This is a genomic window from Rufibacter tibetensis, assembly GCF_001310085.1.
Taxonomy (GTDB): Bacteria; Bacteroidota; Bacteroidia; order Cytophagales; family Hymenobacteraceae; genus Nibribacter; species Nibribacter tibetensis.
The window spans coordinates 1,800,351-1,823,632 of sequence record NZ_CP012643.1; the positions used below are offsets into that span (position 1 = coordinate 1,800,351).

At 48.1% G+C, this 23,282-nt stretch carries 20 protein-coding genes and 1 pseudogene; 5 read left to right on the forward strand and 16 right to left on the reverse strand.

Annotation, left to right across the window (positions count from 1 at the left end; all coding sequences use genetic code 11):
• Positions 1-30 precede the first annotated feature (30 nt).
• From DC20_RS07035 to DC20_RS07055, 5 genes are all read right to left on the reverse strand, one after another.
• Complete coding sequence (locus DC20_RS07035) at positions 31-696, reverse strand: CBS domain-containing protein (RefSeq protein ID WP_062543179.1); 666 nt, start codon at positions 694-696, stop codon at positions 31-33.
• A complete protein-coding gene (locus tag DC20_RS07040) occupies positions 686-1,456 on the reverse strand; it encodes an alpha/beta fold hydrolase (RefSeq protein ID WP_062543180.1) in 771 nt (256 codons plus the stop codon). Before DC20_RS07040 ends, DC20_RS07035 begins: the two co-directional genes overlap by 11 nt.
• A 35-nt stretch (positions 1,457-1,491) precedes the next feature.
• Entirely contained in the window at positions 1,492-2,067 is a 576-nt protein-coding gene (locus DC20_RS07045) for an anthranilate synthase component II (RefSeq protein ID WP_062543181.1), read from the reverse strand.
• Between the two features lie 167 nt (positions 2,068-2,234).
• Positions 2,235-2,744, reverse strand: a complete 510-nt coding sequence (locus DC20_RS07050) for a CvpA family protein (protein WP_062543182.1) — start codon at positions 2,742-2,744, stop codon at positions 2,235-2,237.
• Positions 2,745-2,756: 12 nt separating this feature from the next.
• A complete protein-coding gene (locus DC20_RS07055) occupies positions 2,757-3,218 on the reverse strand; it encodes a GatB/YqeY domain-containing protein (RefSeq protein ID WP_062543183.1) in 462 nt (153 codons plus the stop codon).
• A 115-nt stretch (positions 3,219-3,333) separates the two neighbouring features.
• On the opposite strand from DC20_RS07055, the gene DC20_RS07060 reads away from it, so the two are divergent.
• From DC20_RS07060 to DC20_RS07075, 4 genes are all read left to right on the forward strand, one after another.
• Positions 3,334-4,050: a pyridoxine 5'-phosphate synthase gene (locus DC20_RS07060; RefSeq protein ID WP_062543184.1), complete on the forward strand. Its 717-nt coding sequence runs from the start codon at positions 3,334-3,336 to the stop codon at positions 4,048-4,050.
• Between the two features lie 70 nt (positions 4,051-4,120).
• Positions 4,121-4,699 (forward strand): hypothetical protein, encoded by a 579-nt coding sequence (locus tag DC20_RS07065; protein ID WP_062543185.1) that lies wholly within the window; start codon positions 4,121-4,123, stop codon positions 4,697-4,699.
• Positions 4,700-4,741: 42 nt separating this feature from the next.
• Positions 4,742-5,509 (forward strand): alpha/beta fold hydrolase, encoded by a 768-nt coding sequence (locus tag DC20_RS07070; protein ID WP_062543186.1) that lies wholly within the window; start codon positions 4,742-4,744, stop codon positions 5,507-5,509.
• A 69-nt stretch (positions 5,510-5,578) separates the two neighbouring features.
• The gene (locus tag DC20_RS07075) at positions 5,579-6,298 is read left to right on the forward strand and encodes an SAM-dependent methyltransferase (RefSeq protein ID WP_062543187.1); all 720 of its coding nucleotides are present in this window, start codon (positions 5,579-5,581) and stop codon (positions 6,296-6,298) included.
• Between the two features lie 149 nt (positions 6,299-6,447).
• On the opposite strand, the gene DC20_RS07080 is transcribed toward DC20_RS07075, so the two are convergent.
• From DC20_RS07080 to DC20_RS07110, 7 genes are all read right to left on the reverse strand, one after another.
• Positions 6,448-7,827 (reverse strand): murein hydrolase activator EnvC family protein, encoded by a 1,380-nt coding sequence (locus DC20_RS07080; RefSeq protein WP_083470257.1) that lies wholly within the window; start codon positions 7,825-7,827, stop codon positions 6,448-6,450.
• Positions 7,814-8,575, reverse strand: a complete 762-nt coding sequence (locus DC20_RS07085) for a DUF4292 domain-containing protein (protein WP_062543188.1) — start codon at positions 8,573-8,575, stop codon at positions 7,814-7,816. Before DC20_RS07085 ends, DC20_RS07080 begins: the two co-directional genes overlap by 14 nt.
• A complete protein-coding gene (locus DC20_RS07090; protein WP_062543189.1) occupies positions 8,568-10,325 on the reverse strand; it encodes a tetratricopeptide repeat protein in 1,758 nt (585 codons plus the stop codon). The genes DC20_RS07085 and DC20_RS07090 overlap by 8 nt, the downstream gene beginning before the upstream one ends.
• Positions 10,326-10,339: 14 nt before the next feature.
• Positions 10,340-11,347, reverse strand: coding sequence for a sugar phosphate nucleotidyltransferase (locus tag DC20_RS07095; RefSeq protein ID WP_062543190.1), 1,008 nt, complete (start codon positions 11,345-11,347; stop codon positions 10,340-10,342).
• A 123-nt stretch (positions 11,348-11,470) separates the two neighbouring features.
• Positions 11,471-11,917 (reverse strand): dUTP diphosphatase, encoded by a 447-nt coding sequence (gene dut / locus DC20_RS07100; RefSeq protein WP_062543191.1) that lies wholly within the window; start codon positions 11,915-11,917, stop codon positions 11,471-11,473.
• A 19-nt stretch (positions 11,918-11,936) separates the two neighbouring features.
• The gene (locus DC20_RS07105) at positions 11,937-13,439 is read right to left on the reverse strand and encodes a lipopolysaccharide biosynthesis protein (protein WP_062543192.1); all 1,503 of its coding nucleotides are present in this window, start codon (positions 13,437-13,439) and stop codon (positions 11,937-11,939) included.
• A gap of 156 nt (positions 13,440-13,595) precedes the next feature.
• A complete protein-coding gene (locus DC20_RS07110) occupies positions 13,596-14,378 on the reverse strand; it encodes an enoyl-CoA hydratase/isomerase family protein (RefSeq protein ID WP_062543193.1) in 783 nt (260 codons plus the stop codon).
• Between the two features lie 236 nt (positions 14,379-14,614).
• On the opposite strand from DC20_RS07110, the gene DC20_RS07115 reads away from it, so the two are divergent.
• The gene (locus DC20_RS07115; protein ID WP_062543194.1) at positions 14,615-15,034 is read left to right on the forward strand and encodes a hypothetical protein; all 420 of its coding nucleotides are present in this window, start codon (positions 14,615-14,617) and stop codon (positions 15,032-15,034) included.
• 417 nt (positions 15,035-15,451) lie between these two features.
• Here DC20_RS07115 and infB read toward each other — a convergent pair whose 3' ends face one another.
• From infB to feoB, 4 genes and pseudogenes are all read right to left on the reverse strand, one after another.
• A complete protein-coding gene (gene infB / locus DC20_RS07120) occupies positions 15,452-18,790 on the reverse strand; it encodes a translation initiation factor IF-2 (protein WP_062543195.1) in 3,339 nt (1,112 codons plus the stop codon).
• 173 nt (positions 18,791-18,963) lie between these two features.
• Positions 18,964-20,220, reverse strand: a complete 1,257-nt coding sequence (nusA, locus tag DC20_RS07125) for a transcription termination factor NusA (RefSeq protein WP_062543196.1) — start codon at positions 20,218-20,220, stop codon at positions 18,964-18,966.
• 7 nt (positions 20,221-20,227) lie between these two features.
• Positions 20,228-20,701: a ribosome maturation factor RimP gene (locus DC20_RS07130; RefSeq protein WP_062543197.1), complete on the reverse strand. Its 474-nt coding sequence runs from the start codon at positions 20,699-20,701 to the stop codon at positions 20,228-20,230.
• A gap of 417 nt (positions 20,702-21,118) precedes the next feature.
• Positions 21,119-23,280: pseudogene (gene feoB / locus DC20_RS23690) on the reverse strand (ferrous iron transport protein B).
• Between the last annotated feature and the right edge of the window lie 2 nt (positions 23,281-23,282).

The window sequence follows — 23,282 nt, forward strand, 5'->3', positions numbered from 1 at the left end:
ATATATATTGCCTCTGCTAATATTTAAAATTTAAATATTTAAATACCGGAGAAGCATGTCTAATCTATCCTGATCTTCTGGTTCGTTGGAAGTGTCCTGAAATTGCGCTGTGATCTTATACCCGAACCTTTCAAGGGTGGCGACTATACGGGTTAAATCTGAAGTGTTAATTTTAAGGGTAAGCTTTATTCTAAAAATATCGGCTTCATCTGGTGAAACGTAGGCGCTCAATATTTTGGCATTGTTTGACTCCACTAGACGGCTTATCTCACTTAAAGAATAGTCCCGCTCAGCCATGCAGAGCACCAAAATACCGCCTTGCCCCTGTATAGCAGACATTTGCCCGAAGGCTGAGATAGTATCGTTCACCGTGATTACCCCTAAATATTCTTGCAGATCGTCAAGGACGGGTACCACTTGCACCTTGTTTTTAATGGCAAGCTCCATCACATTATAGAAGTGCTGATTCTGCTGCACGTGCACGTGCTCGAAATCAAAAGGAATGTTTTCCAGGATCAAGTCTGGGTTCTTAGCCTCCATCACATTCTCTTCAGTGACCAGGCCCAAATATTTTCGGTTCTTTACCACAGGCAGTTGGTTCAGCCGGAATTCGTCCATCCAACGCACGGCTTTTTCGCCGGTGTCAGAGAGTTTGAGAGGCGGAACCATCTGGTTTATCAGTTCTTCAGCGATCATACACAGCAGTCTTTATCAGGAATCTCTCTAAGATACTGTTAAAGGCGTCCGGATGTTCCATCATAGGCGCATGACAACAATGGTCTATGAAATGTAATTCTGAATTTTGAATCAATTTATTAAACTCGTGGGCCACTACAGGTGGGGTGATTGTATCATTTAGGCCCCAAATTAGCAAGGTAGGTGCGGTGATGGCTCCCAAGTCCTTCCCTAGATTATTCCGCTGCGCAGATTTAGCTATAGAGATAATCCGTAGCACTTTGGGGTTGCTGTTGGTAATGTCAAAAACCTCATCAACCAATTCTGGAGTAGCCACTGCCGGGTCATAGAACGTGTATTCTATGCGTTCTTTTACAAAACCATAGTTGCCTCGCTTAGGGAAAGACCCACCCATGGAATCTTCAAACAAGCCTGAACTGCCGGTTAATACCAATCGCTTTACGTACTCCGGCCTTTTTAAGGCAAACTCAAGGGCTACGTGCCCACCCAGAGAATTCCCAAGTAGAGTTAAGTCTGACAGGTTTTTAAACGAAACAAAATCTTCCACGAACTCAACCAAACCAGGCACGCTAGCCTGTGGCAATGGCATTTCATACAAAGGCATGAGCGGAATGACTACGCGGTAGTTCTTATGGAAGTAGGAGACTACTCCCTGCCAATTACTAAGCGCTCCAAACAGACCATGCAAGAGCAAAAGCACTTCGCCTTCGCCTTCATCAATGTACTCAAACCCGTCTTCCTTCTTGATTTCCAAGTTCATGTGAGAAAATCGCTTGTAATGATAGTAAGTAGAAACTAGTATAAGGATGTAATATTAGCAATATTCACCCAATTTCTGAGCATTTCCAGTCCGTGCCGGGTAAGTGCCGCCTCAGGATGGAACTGCAGAGCGTACAGCGGCAGGTGAGCGTGCTTAAAAGCCATCAACTCTCCCTCAGAAGTCTTCGCCAACGGCACCAGATCTGCCGGGGCTTCCTGCACCACCAGAGAGTGATAGCGCACCACAGGCACCTTTTCGGGAAGTCCCGCGAAGATGGGGTCTGGCACACAGATAATCTCAGAAACTTTGCCGTGCATCGGACGAAGGCCTTTTACCACCTTCGCCCCAAAGAACTGCCCTAATGCCTGATGCCCCAGACAGATCCCTAACATGGGCACTCGATCGTGGTAATAATCAATAACAGCAGGCATAACACCGGCTCTTTCAGGCGTACCCGGCCCAGGCGACAAGACAATACCTTCTAAAGGCATGCTTTGGACCTCCTCTAAGGAAATGTCATTCCGGCGCACCTCCACCTCTACCCCTAACTGACGAAAATAGTCATACAGGTTATAGGTGAAAGAATCAAAATTATCTAACAACAACAGCACAGAGAAGAAACGCAGAGCAGGGAAAAAGGATATTCCTATTCTGAGCCTACTTTCTTAAAAGTAAGCTCAGAACATGAAAGATGTTTTGATTGGAAGAAAGGAGAAACTTAGTTTTAAAGTCACATTTTATAAAACGTCTTTAAAACAGAAGATAAAACTCAGTTTTACTAAGCGAATGACTCCAGGGCCTCACGGCCGAAAGGAATGATCCATTGCACAAAAGCCCACGCGTTAGGTGCGGCCTGCAGGTAATAAGGATACACTTCAGAATCACGCACGGTCTGCAGCGCTACGTCTAAGCCGGTGGCATGGGCAAAATACACGAGCAGGCAAATGGCAAACGCCCACTTACCACCACCCAGAACAGCGCCAACAAAGTTATCCATCATGCCCAGCGGCGTCAGGTGCACTCCTTTCTTTACCATCATGCCTACAACACGTACCGCAAACCCAATGCCTATAAACACCAGCAGAAATGGAATGAACGGCAGGAAACTAGCTTTATCGCCTAGCCACTCATGAATGAGTGGTGTCACCAGCCCCACTAACTTCATCCCAAAAACGGTGATGATAATAAATGAGGCCAGTGACGCAATTTCCAACACCAGTCCTTTAAAGAACCCTTTAAAAGCGCCGTAAGCTACCGGCAAAAGCAAAAAAAGATCAAACGTACTCACGCAGGGGTAGACTTACGCGTTGGTGTTGTTTAAAAGGGCATTCACCGCGTTGGAGATCGCACGGCCATCGGCTTGGCCTGCCAGCTCACGGGAAGCCACACCCATTACCTTGCCCATGTCAGAAGGCCCTAGCGCACCCACGCGCTGGATGATTTCCAAAAGACGCTCCCGCAGATCGCCTTCGTCTAATTGCTGCGGCAGGAACTCCTCAATGATGGCGAGCTCGGCCATTTCAATTTCTTCCAGGTCTGGACGTGCCTGGGCACGGTACACTTCGGCAGACTCACGGCGCTGTTTAGCGGCTTTAGTCAACAACTTCAGCTCCATGTCAGGAGTAAGGGCTTGCACCCCGCCTTTTTCTGTTTCAGCTAACAAAATCTGTGACTTGATGCCACGCAGGGCTTGCAGACGGGTTTTATCTTTGGCCAGCATGGCTTGCTTGATGCCAGATTCTACTTTTTCTTTCAGGCTCATAGTTTTATTTTAGTAAAGGCGCCAAGGCGCCCGGGTCAGAAATCATTTAAAAAGTGACGGCAAGTTTCTTTTATCTTTGCCCCATTCTTTAAAAGGAACGTTAACGCAAGAGACTATGACGAAGCTGAGCGTAAATATAAATAAAATAGCCACGTTACGGAACGCACGCGGCGGCAACCGGCCAAATGTAGTGCAAACGGCACTGGACTGCGAGCGGTTTGGGGCGCAAGGCATCACTGTGCACCCACGGCCCGATGAGCGGCACATCCGGTTTCAGGATGTATACGACCTGAAAGAAGTAGTGACCACTGAGTTCAACATTGAAGGCAACCCTACCCCTGATTTCATCAAGCTAGTTCTTGCGGTAAAGCCTGAACAGGTAACGTTGGTACCCGATGCCCCCGATGCCATTACCTCCAACGCGGGCTGGGACACCCTCAAACACAAAGATTTCCTCATAGACGTCATTGGTCAGTTCAAAGCCGAAGGCATCAGGACCTCCATCTTCGTGGACCCTATCAACCAACAGGTAGAGGGCGCGGCGCTCACTGGTACAGACCGCATTGAGTTGTATACGGAAGCGTATGCCCATGACTACCTCACCAACCGTGAAGCTGCCGTAAAGCCTTATGCTGAGGCAGCTCGGGTAGCCCAGCAGTGCAACTTAGGTTTGAACGCAGGCCATGACTTAGACTTGGGCAACCTGCGGTATCTGAAAGAACAACTGCCAAACCTAGCGGAGGTTTCTATTGGCCACGCTCTTATTTGTGATGCTTTATACTATGGTTTGGAAAACACTATCCAGCTGTACCTGCGCCAACTGAATTTCTAATGCTACACCTTTCTTTTTTAACTCATTTTCTGAAAACTGGCCTCAGAACGCACTTTAGCCCCTGCAGTTCATGTTAGGGGTATTACTTAAAATTGCGGCTTGGGTCATTGCGGCGTACTATGGGGTGCAGTTCTTCAGCTGGATTTTCCAGAAACAGCAGCGGGTATTTTTCCTCTCGCCCATGCGCCAATTTAAAATGGTGTTCTGGTCATTGCTGAGTTTCTGGTTGGGCGGCACTATGTTGGGTATGCTGCTTAGAGACCAGAATGACACACCATTGGAAAGAGGTATTGCCGTTGGCTTGGGTACTGTGTTGTTTCTTTTCGCGCTGCCTACGTTCCTGGTCCATTTTCAATATTGGCGCCATGAGCGGGAAAATGCCATGGAACTGGAAAAGGACACCAAAAGCGCGTTGCTGCTTCAGCCAAGTGGCAAGTACTTGCTCAATGCCCAGAACATCAGGGAAATCCTACAAACGTCCAGCTATTCCAAGCGCTTTTTTTGGAGTTCCTACCAATACCTCACCCTTACCCTTACTGACGGACGGCAGGTAAAAATCACGTCTTTGCTCATTGACTTAAATCAGCTTAAAGCGCTTTGGCCCCAGGTCCCGTACCATACCAGAACGAAATGGGTCTGTTTTCTGTAAAACAGACCAAAACCATACCTCGCACGCTAATCCTGCCAAACTATGGAATTAAATTATAAACTTTTAGGCGAAGGCCAACCATTACTCATTTTACATGGCCTCTTCGGCACCTTAGATAACTGGCAGACGCTGGGCCGGGAGTTCTCCAAAACGTTTCAGGTATATCTCATTGACCTCCGCAACCACGGGCGCTCCCCGCACTCGCAGGAATTCAGTTACCAACTCATGACCGATGACCTGCTGGAGTTCATTGAGCAGCACCAACTGCAAAACCCCATGATCATTGGGCACTCTATGGGTGGTAAGGTAGCCATGAACTTCGCCCTGCAAAACCCGGACAAGCTATCTAAATTATTGGTTGCTGATATTGCCCCCAAAGCCTATCCGCCACACCATGATGACATCATTGCCGGTTTCCGGTCTATTGATTTAAATGCCATCCAGAACCGTCAGGAAGCCGATGATCAGTTGGCGCAGAAGGTAGATGATGTAGGGACCCGCATGTTTCTGCTGAAGAACTTGTACCGGAAAGATGATAACAGTTTCGGCTGGCGCCTGAACTTGGATTCCATTGAGCAGAATCTAGACCAGATACTGGGCAACATTGAGTCTGAAACGCCTTTTACCAAGCCCACGCTTTTTCTACGCGGAGGTAATTCCCGCTACATTAAACCAGAGCAGGACATAGCACAGATACAGGGTTTGTTTCCGGCGGCTAAAATAGAAACTATTGAAAATGCAGGGCACTGGCTGCACGCCGAGCAACCGCAGGAGTTCTACCGTTTAACCATGCAATTCCTGCAGGGCTAGGATAAACGCTCCAGCTTTCATCCTGCAGAAACAGATTGCCCCGACCAAACCAATAAGAAAACCGATTACATGAGTACTCCCGCCAAAGGCACTCTTTTCCTTATTCCTACAGTGTTAGCCGAAGACACAGCGGCAGAGGTTATCTGCCGGCAGGTGGCAGAGGTGACAGGCCACTTGAAGTACTTTTTAGTAGAGAATGCCCGTACTGCCCGCCGATACATCAAGTCTATTGCGCCTTCCCAAACCATAGAAGAACTGCAGATAACCGTCATAGACAAGAATTCTTCTGATGCAGAATTAACAGCCGCTTTGAAACCATTGTTGGCTGGGCAAGACGCTGGAGTAATTTCTGAGGCTGGCTGCCCTGGAGTAGCGGACCCGGGAGCAGAACTGGCGCGGTTGGCCCACCAAAACGGCGTAAAGGTAGTCCCCCTGGTAGGTCCTTCGGCTATTTTGATGGGATTGATGGCTTCGGGCTTTAATGGGCAATCTTTTGCGTTTCACGGATACCTTCCCATTGAGAAACGGGACCGGATCTTGGCTCTGAAAGCTTTGGAGAAGGAAATGGTGCAGAAAGACCAGACGCAGATTTTCATGGAAACTCCTTACCGCAACAGGCAGATGGTGGATGACCTACTTCAAAATCTAAGCAAAGACACGAAGCTCTGTATTGCGGCTAATATCACCGGCCCAAACGAATTCATTAAAACCCTGCGCATTGCTGACTGGAAAGGCAAGGTGCCAGATCTACACAAACAACCAGCCGTTTTCTTAATCTACCGCAGATAAAACAGAACCTGCTAAGAGGCTTATTAAAAGAAAAAAAGCCGTAACCTTCCAGAAGTTTACTAATAACCTCTGGAAGGTTACGGCTTAAAAAGAAGTAACTCTCCGTTTTAGGGCACCTTTTCAGAAAGGCGCCCTAAAACGGAGAGCTTTTATTTTGGCATCAGCCAGCCTTGTGGGTTCAGGTTGGTTTGGTTTTTCCATATCTGGAACTGGAGTTCAGAGGTTCCCTCGGCATCGGTATACACAGTCCCGATGGTTTGTTTCGTGCTGATTTCCTGGCCTTCAGTTACGCTTACGGTCCGGAGTTTGGCGTAGACGGTGAAATACTCACCATGCTGCACCATCACAATGTTGTTCATCCCCGGGATAGTCTGTACCGCCAATACCTTTCCTCCAAAAATGGCTCTCACCCGCTCATTGGCTCCGGTCTGGATATCAATTCCGCGGTTTTCCACTACAACTCCTCTCAATACCGGGTGAGCCTGCCGGCCGAAGCGTTGGGAGATAAAGCCGCGCTCTACAGGCCAGGCAAAGCGGCCTCTGTTTCCGGCAAAGTTGTTGGATAAGACGGCAGCCTCTGGGGTTAGCGTTACCCGGTCGCTGCGGGTAGCGGCAGGCCTTTCGGCGGCAGGCTCAGGGGCGGGTCTTCCGGCGGCAGCGGCGGCGGCTCTGGCAGCGGCAGCCTCACGGGCGGCTTTGGCTCTGGCAGCAGCTTCGGCGGCACGAGCAGCCCGGGCAATTTCCTCCCGCACAATATTGGCAATCAGCCTCTCTAACTGCTGTACTGCTTTCTGACGCTGTTCTACCTCTTGTTTTAAGGCTTGCTCCTGTTTGCTCAGTTGCTGAATCACCTGGTCCTGCTGGTCATGCATAGAGAGCAGGTTCTTGTTTTCGTTTAACTGCACACTTAGCAGGCTTCTTTTCTGCTGTTTCTGGGAGGTCAGCGTGTTAAGCTGCTGGTTTAGATTCTTCTGCACATTCTCAATGGCAGCCGCCTGAGTCTTGCGTGCTTCAGTGTACTGGCGCAGGTAGCGCATGCGCCGCATCATCTGGTTGAAAGAGTCAGAGGCAAACAGGAACATGAGTTTGTTGTAGCTGTTGGCCGTTTTAGACGCGGCGTAGATGAGCCGGGCGTATTCTTTCTTTAGCCGTTGCAGATCAGTTTGTGCATCGGCTACTTTTTCCTCAGTTGTGCGTAGGTCGCGGTTGAGGTAAGAAATCTCAGAAGAAATGTTTTTTATGACTCCGGTCTGTACTGTGATTTTCTCTTTAATCACGTTAAGCTGCCCCAAAGAAGCCTGTTTTTTTTGAGCAGTTTGCGCCAGAATTCGGTTTGCCTCCTGAATGCGCTTCAGGTTGGCATTTTTTTCGCGCTCAAGCTGCGCTTTACTCTTAACAGGAGCTTTTTTTCTGGTAGACGCCTTGGAAGAAGTACGGGTAGTTTTCTTCTGCTGCGCCTCTGCAGAAGTCAACCCAATCAAGAAAAAGAATAAAAAAAGATAAAGAAGCCCCGCCCTATTTACGTTCATAGTTCGAAGGTACTGAAAAAGGAAAATCCAGGGAAGTTTCAGCGGTAGAAACCTGCCGGTGTTTTACCGCTACTACATTTGTTTTGGAAGCGTTTCCTTCTGGCTGCTGGATAGAAAGCAGCAACGCCATGGCAAAAGGTTTGCCATTCACGTCCTCAAAATCCTTGTAATCTACAGACATGTAATCTTTGTTCTGTAGGTTCCGCACCTCGGTGCGTTTTAATTTATAGCGCGTGGTATCCACATACTGGTCAATTTGCAAATTGCCCCGCTTGGTACGCAAATGTTGGTTAGGACCATCTTGCTCCAGTTTCTCTCCATTAGAAGTACTGGCCACAAAATTCCCGATGAGGATGTCTTGTAAGGTTTTAAAGTCTACATCTACGTTATACCGTTGCCGCAAAACCTCATAAGATCCTACCAAGTATTCATCTTTGAGTTTATTTACAATGTACACTGAGTCTGGAGTGACTTTCAAGCGGGCAGCCTCAAACCCGAAGGCCTGCAAAGAGGCCCAAATAACTTCGTTTTTCTTCATGCGCAGCGTGAGATTGGCGCTCATCTTACTATTCTCACTCTGTACTTTTCCTTTAGCTGAGAAGTAGGTATAATCTGTATTGACTACACTTACTTTGTTCATTGTTTCTGGAGCTATCGCGCCAGAGGCACTTGGAGTTACCTTCTTCTGGCACCCAACCAGCACCAGCAAACTCAACCCCAAGGTGTACAGAAAATTATTTTTATTCATACAGTTTTTTGTCTTTGATCTTTTTGCTGATGCCTTCTGAGGCACCACCCACTTGGTTTGCCCGTACCCATTGTTTCAGCGCCAGATCACGCTGACCTAATTGGTAGAGCACATCACCGTAGTGTTCTATGATAGTAGCATCTGAAGAATTCGCCACCGCTTTTTCCAACAGCCGCTTTGCTTCTGGGTACTCCTTCATTTTATATAACACCCACGCATAGGTATCCAGATAAGTAGCGTTGTCAGGAAACTGCGCCACTAGCGCACTGGCCATGGCTTTGGCTTTTGTCAGATTCTGGCCGCGTATGGATAGAAAGTAGCTGTAGTTGTTCAGCGCATGCGGATTACCCGGATCAAGTGCCAGAACCGCCTCATACGCTTGGTCTGACAGGGTGAACTGCTCTGAAGAATGGTAGGCATCGCCTAACTGCAGGTTGAACTGTAGTTGCAGGTCTTTGTTGTTTCCAGCCAGCCGCTTGCCATACTCCAATGACTTGATGGCTTTGGGATAGTTTTTGTTGATTAAGTGCGCCGTACCATTGTAAAACCAGAACATAGGCTGGTTAGGAAAGAACTCCAGTGCCCGCTCAGAATGGTTGATAAGTGAATCATTCTGATTCATCTCCCCGTCCAGCAATACAATCTGCTGCCAAATTTTATAATGACCGGGGTCTAAAGCAACCGCTTTCAGGTAATTGTCTCGGGCAGGTAATTTCTTGTTAGCGTTTACATAGATATCACCGGCCACAGCAAAAGCTTTGGCTTCGCGCGGATGGGCGGCGGTGGTAAGATCAGCCAATTTGATTGCCTGAGCGGCTACTTTGTCGTTAGGTAACCGCTTAATGTAATCTACTAAGATTTTTACTTTAGAGTCAATGTCCAGAGTAGGATTACCGAACGCCAGCTCCAACTGAGCATCTGCCTCAGTGGTTTTGCCCTGTTGCTGCAGCAGGTCTGCTAACATCAGGCGGCCGTAGGCATTGTCTGGAGCTACTTGTAAAGCCTTTTCGGCCATTTTGATGGCATCAACAATCTTCTTGTTTGCGGCCAGTATCTCGGCTTGCGCCAATAAATAGCGAACTTCCTCAGGTTTAGAGGCGATTAAATTGTCACCTTCCTGCAGGGCTTTGGACAGGTTATTCTGCTTCAGGTAGATTTGCTGCTTTTTAAAGGAGATTTCCTCAATTAAGCCGTATTTCTCTTCAATTTGCCCCAAGGTGCGCAAAGCATCATCCAGCCGGTTCTTGGCCAGATACAAGTCCGTCAAATTGAAGAGGTATTGTTCAGTATTAGGGAGCTCTTGGGTAAGCCGAGCGTAGGTTTTGATAGCATCATCATACTCCTGCTGGTTTGTATAGATTTGGGCCAGTAACAGATGGTAATATTGGTTCTTAGGGTTCAGTTCCAGGGCAGCTTTGGAGAAAGGCAGGGCGCCTCTCACATTGCCCAGAAGCAAACTGGTTTCTGCTAACTTGTAATTGACCGCAGCATTATTGGGGCTTATGGCATACGCCCGCTGAAAACGGTCCAGGGCTTTATTATATTCTTCCAGCAGGAAGAACTTCATGCCCTCAAGAAAATAGGACTCACTTAGCTGCTGCTCCTGCGGGCTTAAGCTCAGAGAAGGGGCACCCGTTGTGTGGGTAACCGCATTCTTCTCTTTCTTGCGCTCAGACTGGGCATAGCTTTGTTCTCCCGCCACTGCCAACCCGCACAAAGCGGCCACTATCGTGAGTCCTCTTTTCAACATAACATTAATCCTGTCTAGCCGCGCAGGGTGTTGTAATCGCCTAAGCTCAAGTCAGAAGGCATCCCTTCATATACAACGTGATTTCCTACCATTGAGTTAGAGATAAGCGCATGGTTTATCTTGCTGCTTTCCTGCACAATAGAGTTGCTGATCACGGAACCGGTTACCTGCGTGTTATTTCCAATGGAAACGTGCGGACCTACTACTGAATTGTTCAGAACCACGTTTTCTCCTACATAAACCGGAGGAATAATGATAGAGTTGTTCAATTGCGCTGAACTAGCCACCAGACCTTCTTCATCCTGGATGTACTCCAGATAACGCTGGTTGGTGAACACAGTAGAATCTTTGTTTCCGCAGTCCAGCCACTCAGAGATTTGGCCCGGTATGAACACAGAGCCTTTGCTCTTCATGTTCTCCAGGGCATTGGTGATCTGGTACTCGCCTTTGTCTTTGATGTCGTTGTCCAGCAGGTACTGCAGTTCGCTGCGCAGGTACTCGCCGTCTTTGAAGTAATAGATACCAATGATAGCCAGGTCAGAAACGAAATCCTGTGGTTTCTCCACGAACTCGGTAATCTGGCCCTGCTCATTCAGTTTTACTACACCAAACGGACGAGGGTCTTCTACTTTCTGCACCCAAATGGTACCTTCAGCCGAAGTATCTAATTTGAAGTCTGCTTTGAAGAGTGTATCAGCAAACGCTACCACTACGTTGCCTTTTAGAGCGCTTTGGGCGCAAAGGATAGCGTGAGCGGTACCAAGCGGCTGATCCTGGTAATGGATGGAACCTACGGCCCCAACAGACTCAGCAATTTTCAACAAACGGGCCTCTACCTCTTTCCCGAAGTTACCAATGATAAAAGCTACTTCTTCAATTGGTTCCTGGCATACCTTGGCTATGTCTTCCACCAACCGCTGCACGATAGGTTTTCCAGCAATAGGAATAAGGGGTTTAGGAACAGTAAGGGTGTGGGGGCGCATACGTTTGCCCATGCCGGCCATTGGTACAATGATTCTCATAGTGTCTTTTAAAAAGGTTGCTTAAGTAAGGCCTACCTACGGGTTTTTCGCATTTTAGATATAAGAACTCCCGGTTTTGAGGCTATTTCTCCTAAAATATAGTAAAAACCGTAGATAGTCAATTTATTGTTTTCCAGTGCTTCCGTATCCGCCGGCCCCACGTTGGGTTTCGGTGAGTTCTTCTACCGCCTGCCACTCCACGCGCTCATACCGGGCTATTACCATTTGGGCTATTCGCTCGCCGTCTTCCACCACAAAATCAGTGTCGGATAGATTTACCAACAGTACTTTGATTTCGCCACGGTAATCAGCGTCAATGGTGCCGGGGCTATTGACAATAGAAATGCCGTATTTGAAAGCCAGTCCGCTACGGGGTCTGATTTGGGCCTCGTGCCCTTCCGGGAGTTCAATAGAAAGCCCTGTGGGAATGAGCGTACGTTGCAAAGGTTTTAAGGTCACCGAAGCCTCCAGATTGGCCCGTAGGTCAAGTCCGGCAGAATGCTCAGTGGCGTAAGCAGGCAGCGGGTGCTTGCCTAGGTTAATTATTTTGATGGGAAGTGTGCTATTCATAGAAAGCCAATATAGGAAATTATCTACTTATCTGCCGCCCCTGCATGGGCTTTTCCACTACCCAAACTACTATCAGGAAAAGGACACAGAGACCTATGTGGTACGCTTGCCGTAACCAGAAATTCTCTAGGCTGAAGGCATAAGCTAACCAGATAAGGCCTGAGGCAAGAAGCAGGTAGCCAAAGATAGCTTTGACGGGGTAAGGCACCGGAAAATACTTCTGCCCAATGGCGTAGCATACCACTGACATGCTAAAGTAACAGAGAAAAGCCGCAATCGCACTGCCCATGTACCCTAAGACTGGAATCAGTAGGAAGTTTGCCACCACCGTCACAATGGCTCCGAAGATGGTAATGTAAGTACCATATCGGGTTTTATCTGTGAGTTTAAACCAGACCGTAAGATTGTAGTAGACGCCGTTGAATAGATACGCTAACAAAAGAACAGGCACAATCTCCAACCCCGTCCGGTACTCCTCCTGCCCTAAGAAATACTGAAAGATATCCAAGTTGGCGCTAATGCCTAGGTATGCCAAAGCACATACAATCACAAACCATTTCATCACCACAGCAAAAGTGGCGGGAGAATTTTTTTCCTGAGACTGAGAGAAAAAGAAGGGCTCCGCCGAATACCTAAAAGCTTGAATCATGAGGCTCATCATGATGGCTAATTTATAGGTGGCCCCAAATACTCCCACTGCTTGTTCAGTGGTTACCCCGGGGTAAAAGCCTTCAGGAAGCCAGTAATCCAACATAATTCTGGACAGCATCTCATTAGTGGCTCCGGCCAAACCCATGATTAGGATTGGGAAAGCGTATACCACCATAGGCTTCATCTCGCCAATGCTTAACCTAAATCGAAAATCAGAAAATTCTCGCCATAGCAGGGGAATGAACAGTAGGTTGGCCACCATGTTCACCAGGAAAATATAGCCTATTCCAAGATCAGGATCATAAATAGGCTCCACCATCGGGCGAAGCTCTGTCAGGTATTTCCCTTCGTATACCTGGCGGCAGAAAAGTAGGAAAAACAAATTTCCCCCAATCACCAGAAAGATGTTGGTAAGACGAATGATAGCGAAACGAACTGCCTGATTTTCCAGCCGCAAACGGGCAAAGGGTATGGCTGAAATAGCATCTACCGCCATGGTGATGGCTAACCAAATAATGTACTTCTCTCTTCCGGGGTAGTCTAGTGCTGCAGCAATAGGTGATGCATTCAGAGTAATTGCTGCCGTTAGAAGAAGACTAGACACCAGTATGAGCGTCTGCACCTTATGATAAAGCTCTCTACGGTCCACCCCTGGCTTATTGGCGAACCTGAAAAAGGCCGTTTCCATCCCAAAAGTGTACACAATGTTTAGGAAAGCGACAATAGCATAGAGCTTTGTAACAACCCCATATTCCTCGCGCTCAAAAACACCTGTGTAGAGCGGAACCAACAGATAATTTAAGGCTCGACCTACAATACTGCTGAGCCCGTACGCTGCCGTTTGCCCTAGCAGTTTTTTTGCAATACTCATATCAGGGGAATAGCGGGACGAAGGTGTAATGAAAATAACTTCATAGTCCCTATTTACGCTTACTCCCGTTTGAAGCCTGTTTTCTGTAAACAAGCTTCAAACGGGAGTAAGCGTAGCTTTAAAAATAGTTAAATAATTGAAGCGATAGCAGAAAAGTTACTCACCTTTGAAGGCAGGCTTGCGCTTTTCCAGAAATGCCGATGTGCCTTCTTTGAAGTCTGCAGACCCGCAGCAGCGGCTGAAGGAGTTGGCTTCAGTTTGGTAGCCGTGCTCTTCCTTGTCATACCAGGCATTTACGCAGTCTACAATCATACCTACCGCTAATGGCGCCTTGGCTACAATCTTCTGCATGATCTCTAAACATTTGCCCATCAGGTCATCCATGGTGGTCACGTGGTTCACCAGCCCCAGCTCTTTTGCTTCAGCTGCGGAGACCATGTCACCGGTCATCATCAGTTCCATCGCCTTGCCTTTGCCTACCAATTGCGTCAAACGTTGCGTGCCACCATAGCCGGGGATAATACCTAAATTCACTTCAGGCTGCCCAAAGCGGGCATTTTCACTGGCCACTCTTATATGGCAGGCCATGGCAAGTTCACAGCCACCACCTAAGGCAAACCCGTTTACGGCTGCAATCACAGGCTTAGGACACTCTTCAATCATAGAGAAGACATCCTGCCCCCGCTCTGCGAAACGTCTTCCGTTTACTTCGTTGAGTTCAGCTATCTCAGAAATATCAGCACCGGCCACAAACGCCTTCTCACCGCTTCCCGTCAGGATCACTCCCCGCACCTCTGTATCATCATACACTTCCTGGAAGGCGTTGTTGATTTCCTTTACCGTCTCAATGTTGAGGGCATTCATCTTGTTAGGACGATTCACCGTGATAAATAAAATGCCGCCTTTGTTTTCCAGCAGAAGGTTATTGTAGTGGGCCATGTTCTATTGTCTAATCGTCTGTTTCTTTAAAAATAAGAGGCGCAAATATAAAGAAATACACACAGAATGTTTCTCTACCCACGCTCCTTTAAAAATACTCTTCAAACATCCTCCTTTAATTGAAAAGCTTAGGAAAGTATAATATTTTTACCAAATTTAAGTTTCCATAGACGGAACACTGCACATCTGTTCAGCGTTATAGGCCATATTCTCACAACTCTCCGCATCTACTTCATATGAACAGATTTTTCAGATATGTTGCCTTTGCATTAACGTTGGCCCTCCTGGGGGCAAACGCGTCTGAAGCAATTGCACAGAAGGCAAAGAAAAGCAGCCGCCGTGGTCCTGAAGGCATTAAGAAAGGACAGGTAAGTACTGGTAATGTAGACCGCCAATTGCTTATGGACAGACAGAAAGCGGTAGCTTCTGCAAAAACTAGTGGCGGCATGAATTCCGGGGTTCGCTACTCTTTACCTGACAACAAGTATGATACGGGGGTTGGTCGTTTTTCCCTGGGTTCATACAAAAACAAGACAGCTTCTAAAAGAGCTACCAAAGTTCGTAAATCAAAAAGACTGATTGATCAGGATAACCCTAACGGCAGGATTTATCAACAAAGCCTGAATCGTAGAAACCGGAAGTTTCTGGTCTTCTAATTAAAGCCTAAAACGAGAAAGCCCCATTTACTTCTGTAAATGGGGCTTTCTCGTTTTAGTGGCGTTTTCATAAATCAAGCGCGAAACTGAACTACTCTATCTACTTTTTGATGCTGCTACTCCTGCTATCAGCAAAACATCTACAGGATAAGTAAACATACTTCTATTTTAAATAGCTGGTGCGTTTGAAGGAAGCCATCAGAAACCTTAATTAAGTCACTGGCGGTTCTGCTTCAACACACTGCACCGTAAAAGTCACTTTTGTGATTTATAAATTCAAATACCAGCACGATATACACTTCTGATTATAACCAGTTTTTAGAAAAAAACCCAAAATCAAAATCAGGCTAAACAAAAAGCCCCACCTGTTCAGGCGGGGCTTCTCTTATTCTAATAATAGTTCTTATCAACTAAAGATTACAGTGTACGTTTAATTTCACGCTCTTCGTAAGCCTCAATGATGTCACCTTGCTGGAGATCGTTGAAGTTCTTGATGCTGATACCGCATTCGTAACCTTGACGTACCTCAGAGGCATCGTCTTTAAAGCGTTTCAGCGCCAGGATTTCTCCTGAGTGTACCACTATACCATCGCGCACCAGACGTACTTTGGAGTTTCTGGTGATAGTACCATCTGTCACCATACAACCTGCAATGGTTCCCACTTTGGTGATCTTGAACACCTCGCGTACCTCTACGTTGGCAATTACCACCTCTTGTACCGTTGGCGCCAACATACCCTCCATGGCGTCTTTCAACTCATTGATGGCATTGTAGATGATAGAGTACAGACGGATGTCAATCTCCTCCTGCTCTGCCAGTTTACGCGCATTGGCTGATGGACGAACCTGGAAACCAATGATGATCGCATCTGAAGCGGAAGCCAAAAGAACGTCTGATTCGGAGATCTGACCAACCCCTTTGGAAAGGATGTTTACCTGTACCTCTTCGGTAGACAGTTTCAATAATGAGTCAGAAAGTGCCTCAACAGAACCATCCACGTCACCACGTACAATCACGTTCAATTCCTTAAATGTACCGATTGCCAAACGACGACCGATCTCATCCAAAGTAATGTGTTTCTTGGTACGCATGCTCTGCTCACGCTGCAACTGCTGACGGCTCACGGCAATCTCACGGGCTTCACGCTCCGTCTCCATTACCACAAACTTATCACCTGCCTGCGGAGCTCCGTCAATACCCAACACCTGGATAGGCATGGATGGACCCGCTTGCTTATGGCGGCGACCCAACACATCAGTCATTGCTTTCACACGACCATAGTGCGAACCAGCTACCAGGATATCCCCAATTTTCAAAGTTCCGGTTTGTACCAGTACAGTAGCCACGTATCCACGGCCTTTATCCAGGGCAGCTTCAATCACGGTACCCACGGCACGACGGTCTGGGTTGGCTCTTAGCTCCAATAATTCAGCTTCCAGCAATACTTTCTCCAGTAGCTCGTCAATTCCTTGTCCGGTTTTGGCCGAGATTTCCTGGCTTTGGTATTTACCACCCCACTCTTCTACCAGTACGTTCAACTGGGCAAGTTCCTCACGGATCTTATCTGGGTTGGCGGTTGGCTTATCTACTTTGTTTATCGCAATTACAATAGGTGAACCAGCTGCTTGTGCGTGATTCAAGGCCTCCTTGGTTTGCGGCATCACGCTATCGTCAGCAGCTACCACAATAATAACTACGTCAGTTACTTTGGCACCACGGGCACGCATTGCGGTAAAGGCCTCGTGACCCGGCGTATCCAGGAAGGTAATGTCTTTTCCGGCATCAGTGGTTACCTGGTAGGCTCCAATGTGCTGGGTGATACCTCCGGCCTCACCGGCGGTTACTTTGGTTCTACGGATGTAGTCAAGCAAAGAGGTTTTACCGTGGTCAACGTGACCCATAATGGTCACAATTGGAGCACGTGGCTGCAGATCTTCTTCTGCATCATCTTCCTCTACGCCAATATTTTCTTCCTCTTCAGCAGAAGCGAACTGCACATCATAGCCGAACTCATCAGCAATAATAGTGATGGCTTCTGCATCAAGACGCTGGTTAATGGAAACGAACATACCAAGGTTCATACAAGCCTTGATTACGTCGTTCACACTCACGTCCATCAACGCAGCCAGGTCATTCGCAGACACGAACTCAGTTACCCGTAGAATCTTAGATTCTAACTGCTCCTGCATTCTACGCTCATCAGCAGCATCTGCCACGGCAGAACGTTTCTCTCTACGATATTTGGCACGGTTACCTTGGTTTCCGCCTTTGCCTCCGCTCAGACGGGCCAATGTAGCCTTAATCTGATCCTGGATTTCCTTATCTGTCAATTCAGCACGTGGTGCAGCTGGCGCTCCGGTACGGTTTCCGCCACCACCGCCACCTGGACGTTGGCCTGGGCCTCCGCCCGCCGGACGGTTTCCTTGGTAACCACCTCCACCACCAGCAGGACGGTTACCTTGCTGTGGTCCACCGGCAGCACCACCTTGACGGTTAGCTGCTTGGCCGGTTCCTAACGGACGGTTACTTGTTGCTCTGTCACCGGCACGGTGTCCTTGCGGGGCTGCCGTAGCATTACCACCTGCACCACCTTGCGCACCAGTTTTAGGCACTTCAATGCGTTTGCGTTTTTTCTTGTCTCCGCCACCTTGGCCTTGGCCTGGCTGGCCTGGGCCACCTGGTTGGTTTCCTCTGCGGCGCTCATCTGAAGATGCCACTGGTTTACCTCCTTTGCCGCGGCCACCGCTAACTGGTAATTCAATCTTACCAAGAACGGTTAAGCCTTTCAGCTGATCTGCCTGCGCTTTGATGGTCTCTTTTGGAGGCTCAGGCGCAGTTGGCTCAGATGGTTCAGCCGGTTTTGTTGAAGCAGTTGGAGCCGGAATTGGAGTTGGAGCTGCAGCTGGAGCCGGAGTTGAAGCTGGAGCCGGTGCCGCAGGCGCAGATACCTCAGGAGCTTTGGGCGCTGGCGCCTGAGGAGCTTCTGCAGTTGGTGTTTGAACTGGAGCTGGTGCTGCTTGTGCAGGAGCAGGTTCTACCGGAGCCGGAGCTGCTGGTTTTTCAACAGCAACAGGGGCTTCAGGGGCTTTCGCTTCTACTGGTGCCTGAGGGGCCGGAGCAGCAGGTTGTGCCACTGGTGCAGGAGCTGGAGCAACTGGCTCTGCAGGCGCAGCCTGAACTGCTGCCACTGGTGCCGGAGCTGGTTTTTCCTGAGCTGCCGGAGCCGGTGCTGCAGCAGGGGCTTGAGGTGCAGGCGCTGGAGTCTGAGCAGCTGGCACCGGTGCAACCGCTGCCGGAGCGGGAGCAGCTTTAGGAATTGGCCTACCTTTGGCATCCAGTTCAATTTTGCCTAGAATCTTGATTCCTGGCAAAGAGGAGTTTCCTGCCGCTACTGCCGGAGCAGGCGCAGCAGTTGGGGCCGGAGCCGCTGGCTTTGGCTGCTCTGCAACTGGCGTCCTTACCTGATTGGATTTGATAAACATCTCCTGCTCGGGCTCAGGCTGCTTCTTAGGCTCCGGGCGCTCTGGCTCAGGCTGCTTTTTCCCAGGCATGTTCAGCACTTGCGCCTCGGCCTTGGCCTGTATAGAGGACGCAAATTCTTTCGACAGCATATTGAACTGCTCCGGGGTAATTTTTGAAGTAGGTTTATTCTCGATCTCAACCCCTTTCTTGCCCAGGAATTCCACTACCGTGGCCAGGCTGATGTTTAAGGTGGTTGCTACCTGTTTAAGCCTCATCGTTCTTTCTTCTGACATGTTCAAATATGCTGTTATAATTTACTTTTAGTAGTTACTTGTTTCTTACTCATTGATAAGGATGGGGTGGCCATGACGACTTCGCGTTTTTGCCCTATATCCCGGAAAACAGGCCAAAAATATGGCACCCACCCTCCAGTAAGGTCAAATAACCCGGCACATAAAGCGCACCACTAGTTGTTGCTTTCTTCTGAATCGAACTCTTGGCGGATGATGTTGAGCAAATCCTCTACGGTTTCTTCTTCAAGCTCCGTACGGCGCACCAAATCCTCCTTGCTGACTGCCATCACGCTGCGGGCTGTATCCAGACCTATGCGTTTCAGTTCATCAATTACCCAGCTTTCAATCTCGTCAGAGAATTCAGTCAGGTCAATATCTTCATCAAACTCTTCTGTTTCACGGAACACGTCAATCTCCAAACCAACTAATTTACTAGCCAATTTGATGTTCTGACCGCCTTTCCCAATCGCTAGAGACACTTGGTCTGGCTTCAGGAATACCGAGGCGCGTCCGGTTTCTTCGTTTATCTTGATGCTGCTGATCTTGGCAGGGCTCAACGCCCGTTGGATGTACAGCTCCATGTTATCTGTGTAGTTGATAACATCAATGTTCTCGTTCTCCAACTCCCGCACAATGGTGTGGATACGAGAGCCTTTCATACCCACGCAAGCTCCTACCGGGTCAATACGGTCATCGTAAGACTCAACGGCTACCTTGGCACGCTCACCTGGCTCACGCACAATCTTCTTAATGGTGATAAGGCCATCAAAAATCTCAGGCACTTCGCCTTCAAACAGACGCTCCAGGAATTGTGGAGAAGTACGGGAAAGAATGATCTTTGGGTTCCCGTTTATGATCTCAACACGCTGAACCACTGCCCGTACCACGTCACCTTTGCGGTAACGGTCTTTAGGGATCTGCTCAGATTTAGGGATCAACAGTTCGTTATCCTCAGAGTCAAGAATCAATACCTCGCGGTTCCAAACCTGGTACACCTCGCCGGAGATGATCTCTCCAACCTGGTCTTTGTACTTTTGGTACAACAAGTCTTTTTCTAAGTCTTTTACACGCTGAATCAAGGTCTGACGAGCAGTCAAAACGGCTCTGCGGCCGAAATCTTCCAACTTCACCAACTCAGACACTTCTTCACCTACTTCAAAATCGGGCTCAATCTTACGAGCATCTGAAAGGGCAATTTTATCATCGTCCCAGATGTCTTCTGAGTTATCGTCCACAATCTCGCGGTTACGCCAAATCTCAAGATCGCCTTTCTCTACGTTCAGGATGATGTCAAAATTCTCATCAGTAGACCATTTCTTCCGGATCATTGTACGGAACACGTCCTCCAAGATCCGCATCATGGTAGGGCGGTCAATGTTCTTGAATTTAGCGAACTCCGCAAACGACTCGATCAATACTGAACTATCCATGTCTTTCTTATTTAAAAGAGATTACAATCTGCGCTTTCACAATATCACTAAAGGCCACATGCACGGGCTCCAGCAACGCTTTCTTATGTTTCTGTTTTACTTCCTCGGCAAACAAGATTCCGTCTTCTAAAACTTCTCTTATCTCTCCCACCTTTTCTACGCCTTCAGCCAACGTTATTTTTACGAAACGACCAACATTTTTGGCGTATTGGCGCGGCGACGTTAACGGAAAATCAACTCCCGGGGAAGACACTTCTAACACGTAGGAAATCTCTTCTCCGTAAGCCTCTTCAATCTGCTTGGCTACCCGGCGGCTGATCTTAGCGCACTGGTCTATGCTGATGCCTTGGTCACCGTCAGCAAGGATAGTAATCTTAGGCCGCACCGGCGTATCAGACACCTTCACACTCACGATGAACAGGTCTGGTTCGGGCAGGGCTGCCTGGGCATATCCTTGTATTATTATTTCCTCTAAGGCCATTCGCAATCTGGATAACAAATAAAAAGGGGGACTCTCTCGTCCCCTCCAATTCACTTTAATCGCACAAATGTACAAACAAATCCACTGAAACACAAGCAACAGGGCATTATGTACGTTTTAAGATATTGTAAAAGAAAATGACCAAAGGAAAATCCGCTTCAGAAAAGCATACTCACTACCATGAGGCAGTTCTCTTTTGCTTATAAAGAAACTAAGAGAGGGCATAAATAGTTCAAGAGATATATTTACTTTTATAAACATACCTCTAAGGCATATACCTTCATCTATAGTACGTAGAAAAACAAGACTTACCCTTCCAAATGAAAGTAAAACAGCTCACCCCTTTATTAGCTTAGGGAATAAGCTGTTTATGATTTAAGCCTTCTTTTCAGGAAAATAGCCCGAATCAAAAATAGATTAGGAGAATAAACGGAACACCACAAAAGCCGAGGCATACGCCAGACCTGTCATGTAAATCAACTGCAAAACCGGCCATCTCCAGCCTTTGGTTTCGCGGTACACAACAGCCAGCGTACTCATACACTGCATGGCAAATACATAGAAAATAAGCAGCGAAAACGCACGGGCGGGGGTGAAGAATGGCTGACCGAATTCGTCTTTCTCAGCCATCAACTTTTCTTTAACAGTAGAGATATTCTCGGAATCACCCACACTGTAAATGGTGGAAATGGTGCCTACAAAAACCTCACGGGCGGCAAAAGAAGTAAGCAGGGCAATGCCCACTTTCCAGTCATAGCCCAGCGGACGAATAGCAGGTTCAATGAACTTCCCGAACTGGCCGGCATACGAGGCTTCCAGTTTCTGACTGGCAATGTGCGCTTCTGCATCAGTTTCACTTATCTGTAAGGAAGTCAACTCTTTTGTGGCACGTTCTTCAGCTTGCTGCAGAGCATCACCAGGACCATAGGATGACAAGACCCAAAGCACCACGGAGATCGCCAGAATCACTTTACCAGCCTGGAACACGAATGCTTTTACCTTCTCAATAATGGTAAGTCCCACGTTTTTCCAGCGTGGCATTTTATAGGTAGGAAACTCCATGATGAAGTAACTCCGCTCCTTGGTTTTCAGCACCCATTTCAGCAAAGCCGCCGAAACAATGGCTGCCACAAACCCAATCAAATACAAGCCCATAAGCACCACACTCTGCAGACTCAGGAACCCAAAGTAATAGGTCTCCGGCACTACTAAGGCAATCATAACCGTGTAAATAGGCAAACGGGCCGAGCAGCTCATGAGCGGCGTCACAAAGATGGTGATCATCCGGTCTTTCCAGGAGTCAATGGTACGGGTTGCCATGATGGCGGGTACGGCACAGGCTACGCCCGAGATCAAAGGCACCACACTTTTCCCATTTAACCCAAACTTGCGCATAATTTTGTCCATCAAGAAGGTCACACGGGCCATATAGCCGGTCTCTTCCAGAATGGCGATAAACGCAAATAAAATGGCAATCTGAGGCACAAACATCAACACCCCCCGCCCAAACCAGCCAGTACTCCTTCGGTGAGCAGATCCACCAAAGGGCCATCGGCCTGAGAATGAATCCAGGCGTTGAGCGTTGCTATTCCGGTATCAATCAGATCCATGGGATAAGCGGCCCAGGCAAAAATGGCCTGAAAGATCATGAACAGAATCAGGAAGAAAATCAGATACCCGAAGATCTTGTGCGTGAGGATTTGATCCAGTTTGTTGCTGAACTGCTCATTGTTTTCAGCCTTGGTCACGCGCATGGCATCCAACAACAGACCGTTGATGCGGGTGTAGCGCTCTATGGTTTCATTAGCCTGGAGCGTATTAGAGCGGAAGTCGTACTTCTTGACTAATTCGCCAATGTACTCCTTGTCGTCTTCAGACAGGAATGAAAGCTTTTGATATTGGTGCGCGTAATGCCAAGCTAGGTAATCGTTGCTTAGTTCAAAGTAATACCGGATCTGGCGCACCATCACCAATAGGTCTTCGGGGATTGGGAAGAATGTGGTTTTAGGCGCCTCCAGCTCTTGCGAGAGGAGAATTTTGAGTGCCGCCAGTCCACTGCCGGTACGGGCATTCACTGGAATAACCGGTACCCCCAGTTCTTTCTGCAGTTCGGCTAGGTCAATCTTGACCCCATGCTTCTCAGCTACGTCCATCATGTTCAGGGCCAGTACCGCCGGAATTTTCAGATCAGCGAGCTGGGTGAACAATAAAAGGTTGCGTTTCAGGTTTGAAGCATCGGCCGTGATGACGAGAACGTCTGGGTAAGAAGCGGATTTTTTGTCGTGGAGCAGGTCAATGATCACCTTTTCGTCCAAGGACTTTGGGTAAAGGCTATAGGTACCTGGCAAGTCAATGACTTGCGCCTTCAGGCCAGGTGTTAGTTGGCTAATGCCGGTTTTCTTGTCAACCGTTACCCCAGGAAAGTTTCCTACTTTTTGGTTCAGACCGGTCAAATGGTTGAACAAAGATGATTTCCCGGAGTTAGGATTCCCGATGAGGGCGATCTTAGCCACCTGACGGGACGTAGTTGTAAGTGTATCTGGAACGGAGGCGGGAGCCGGCGCAAGAACCTGGGACATAG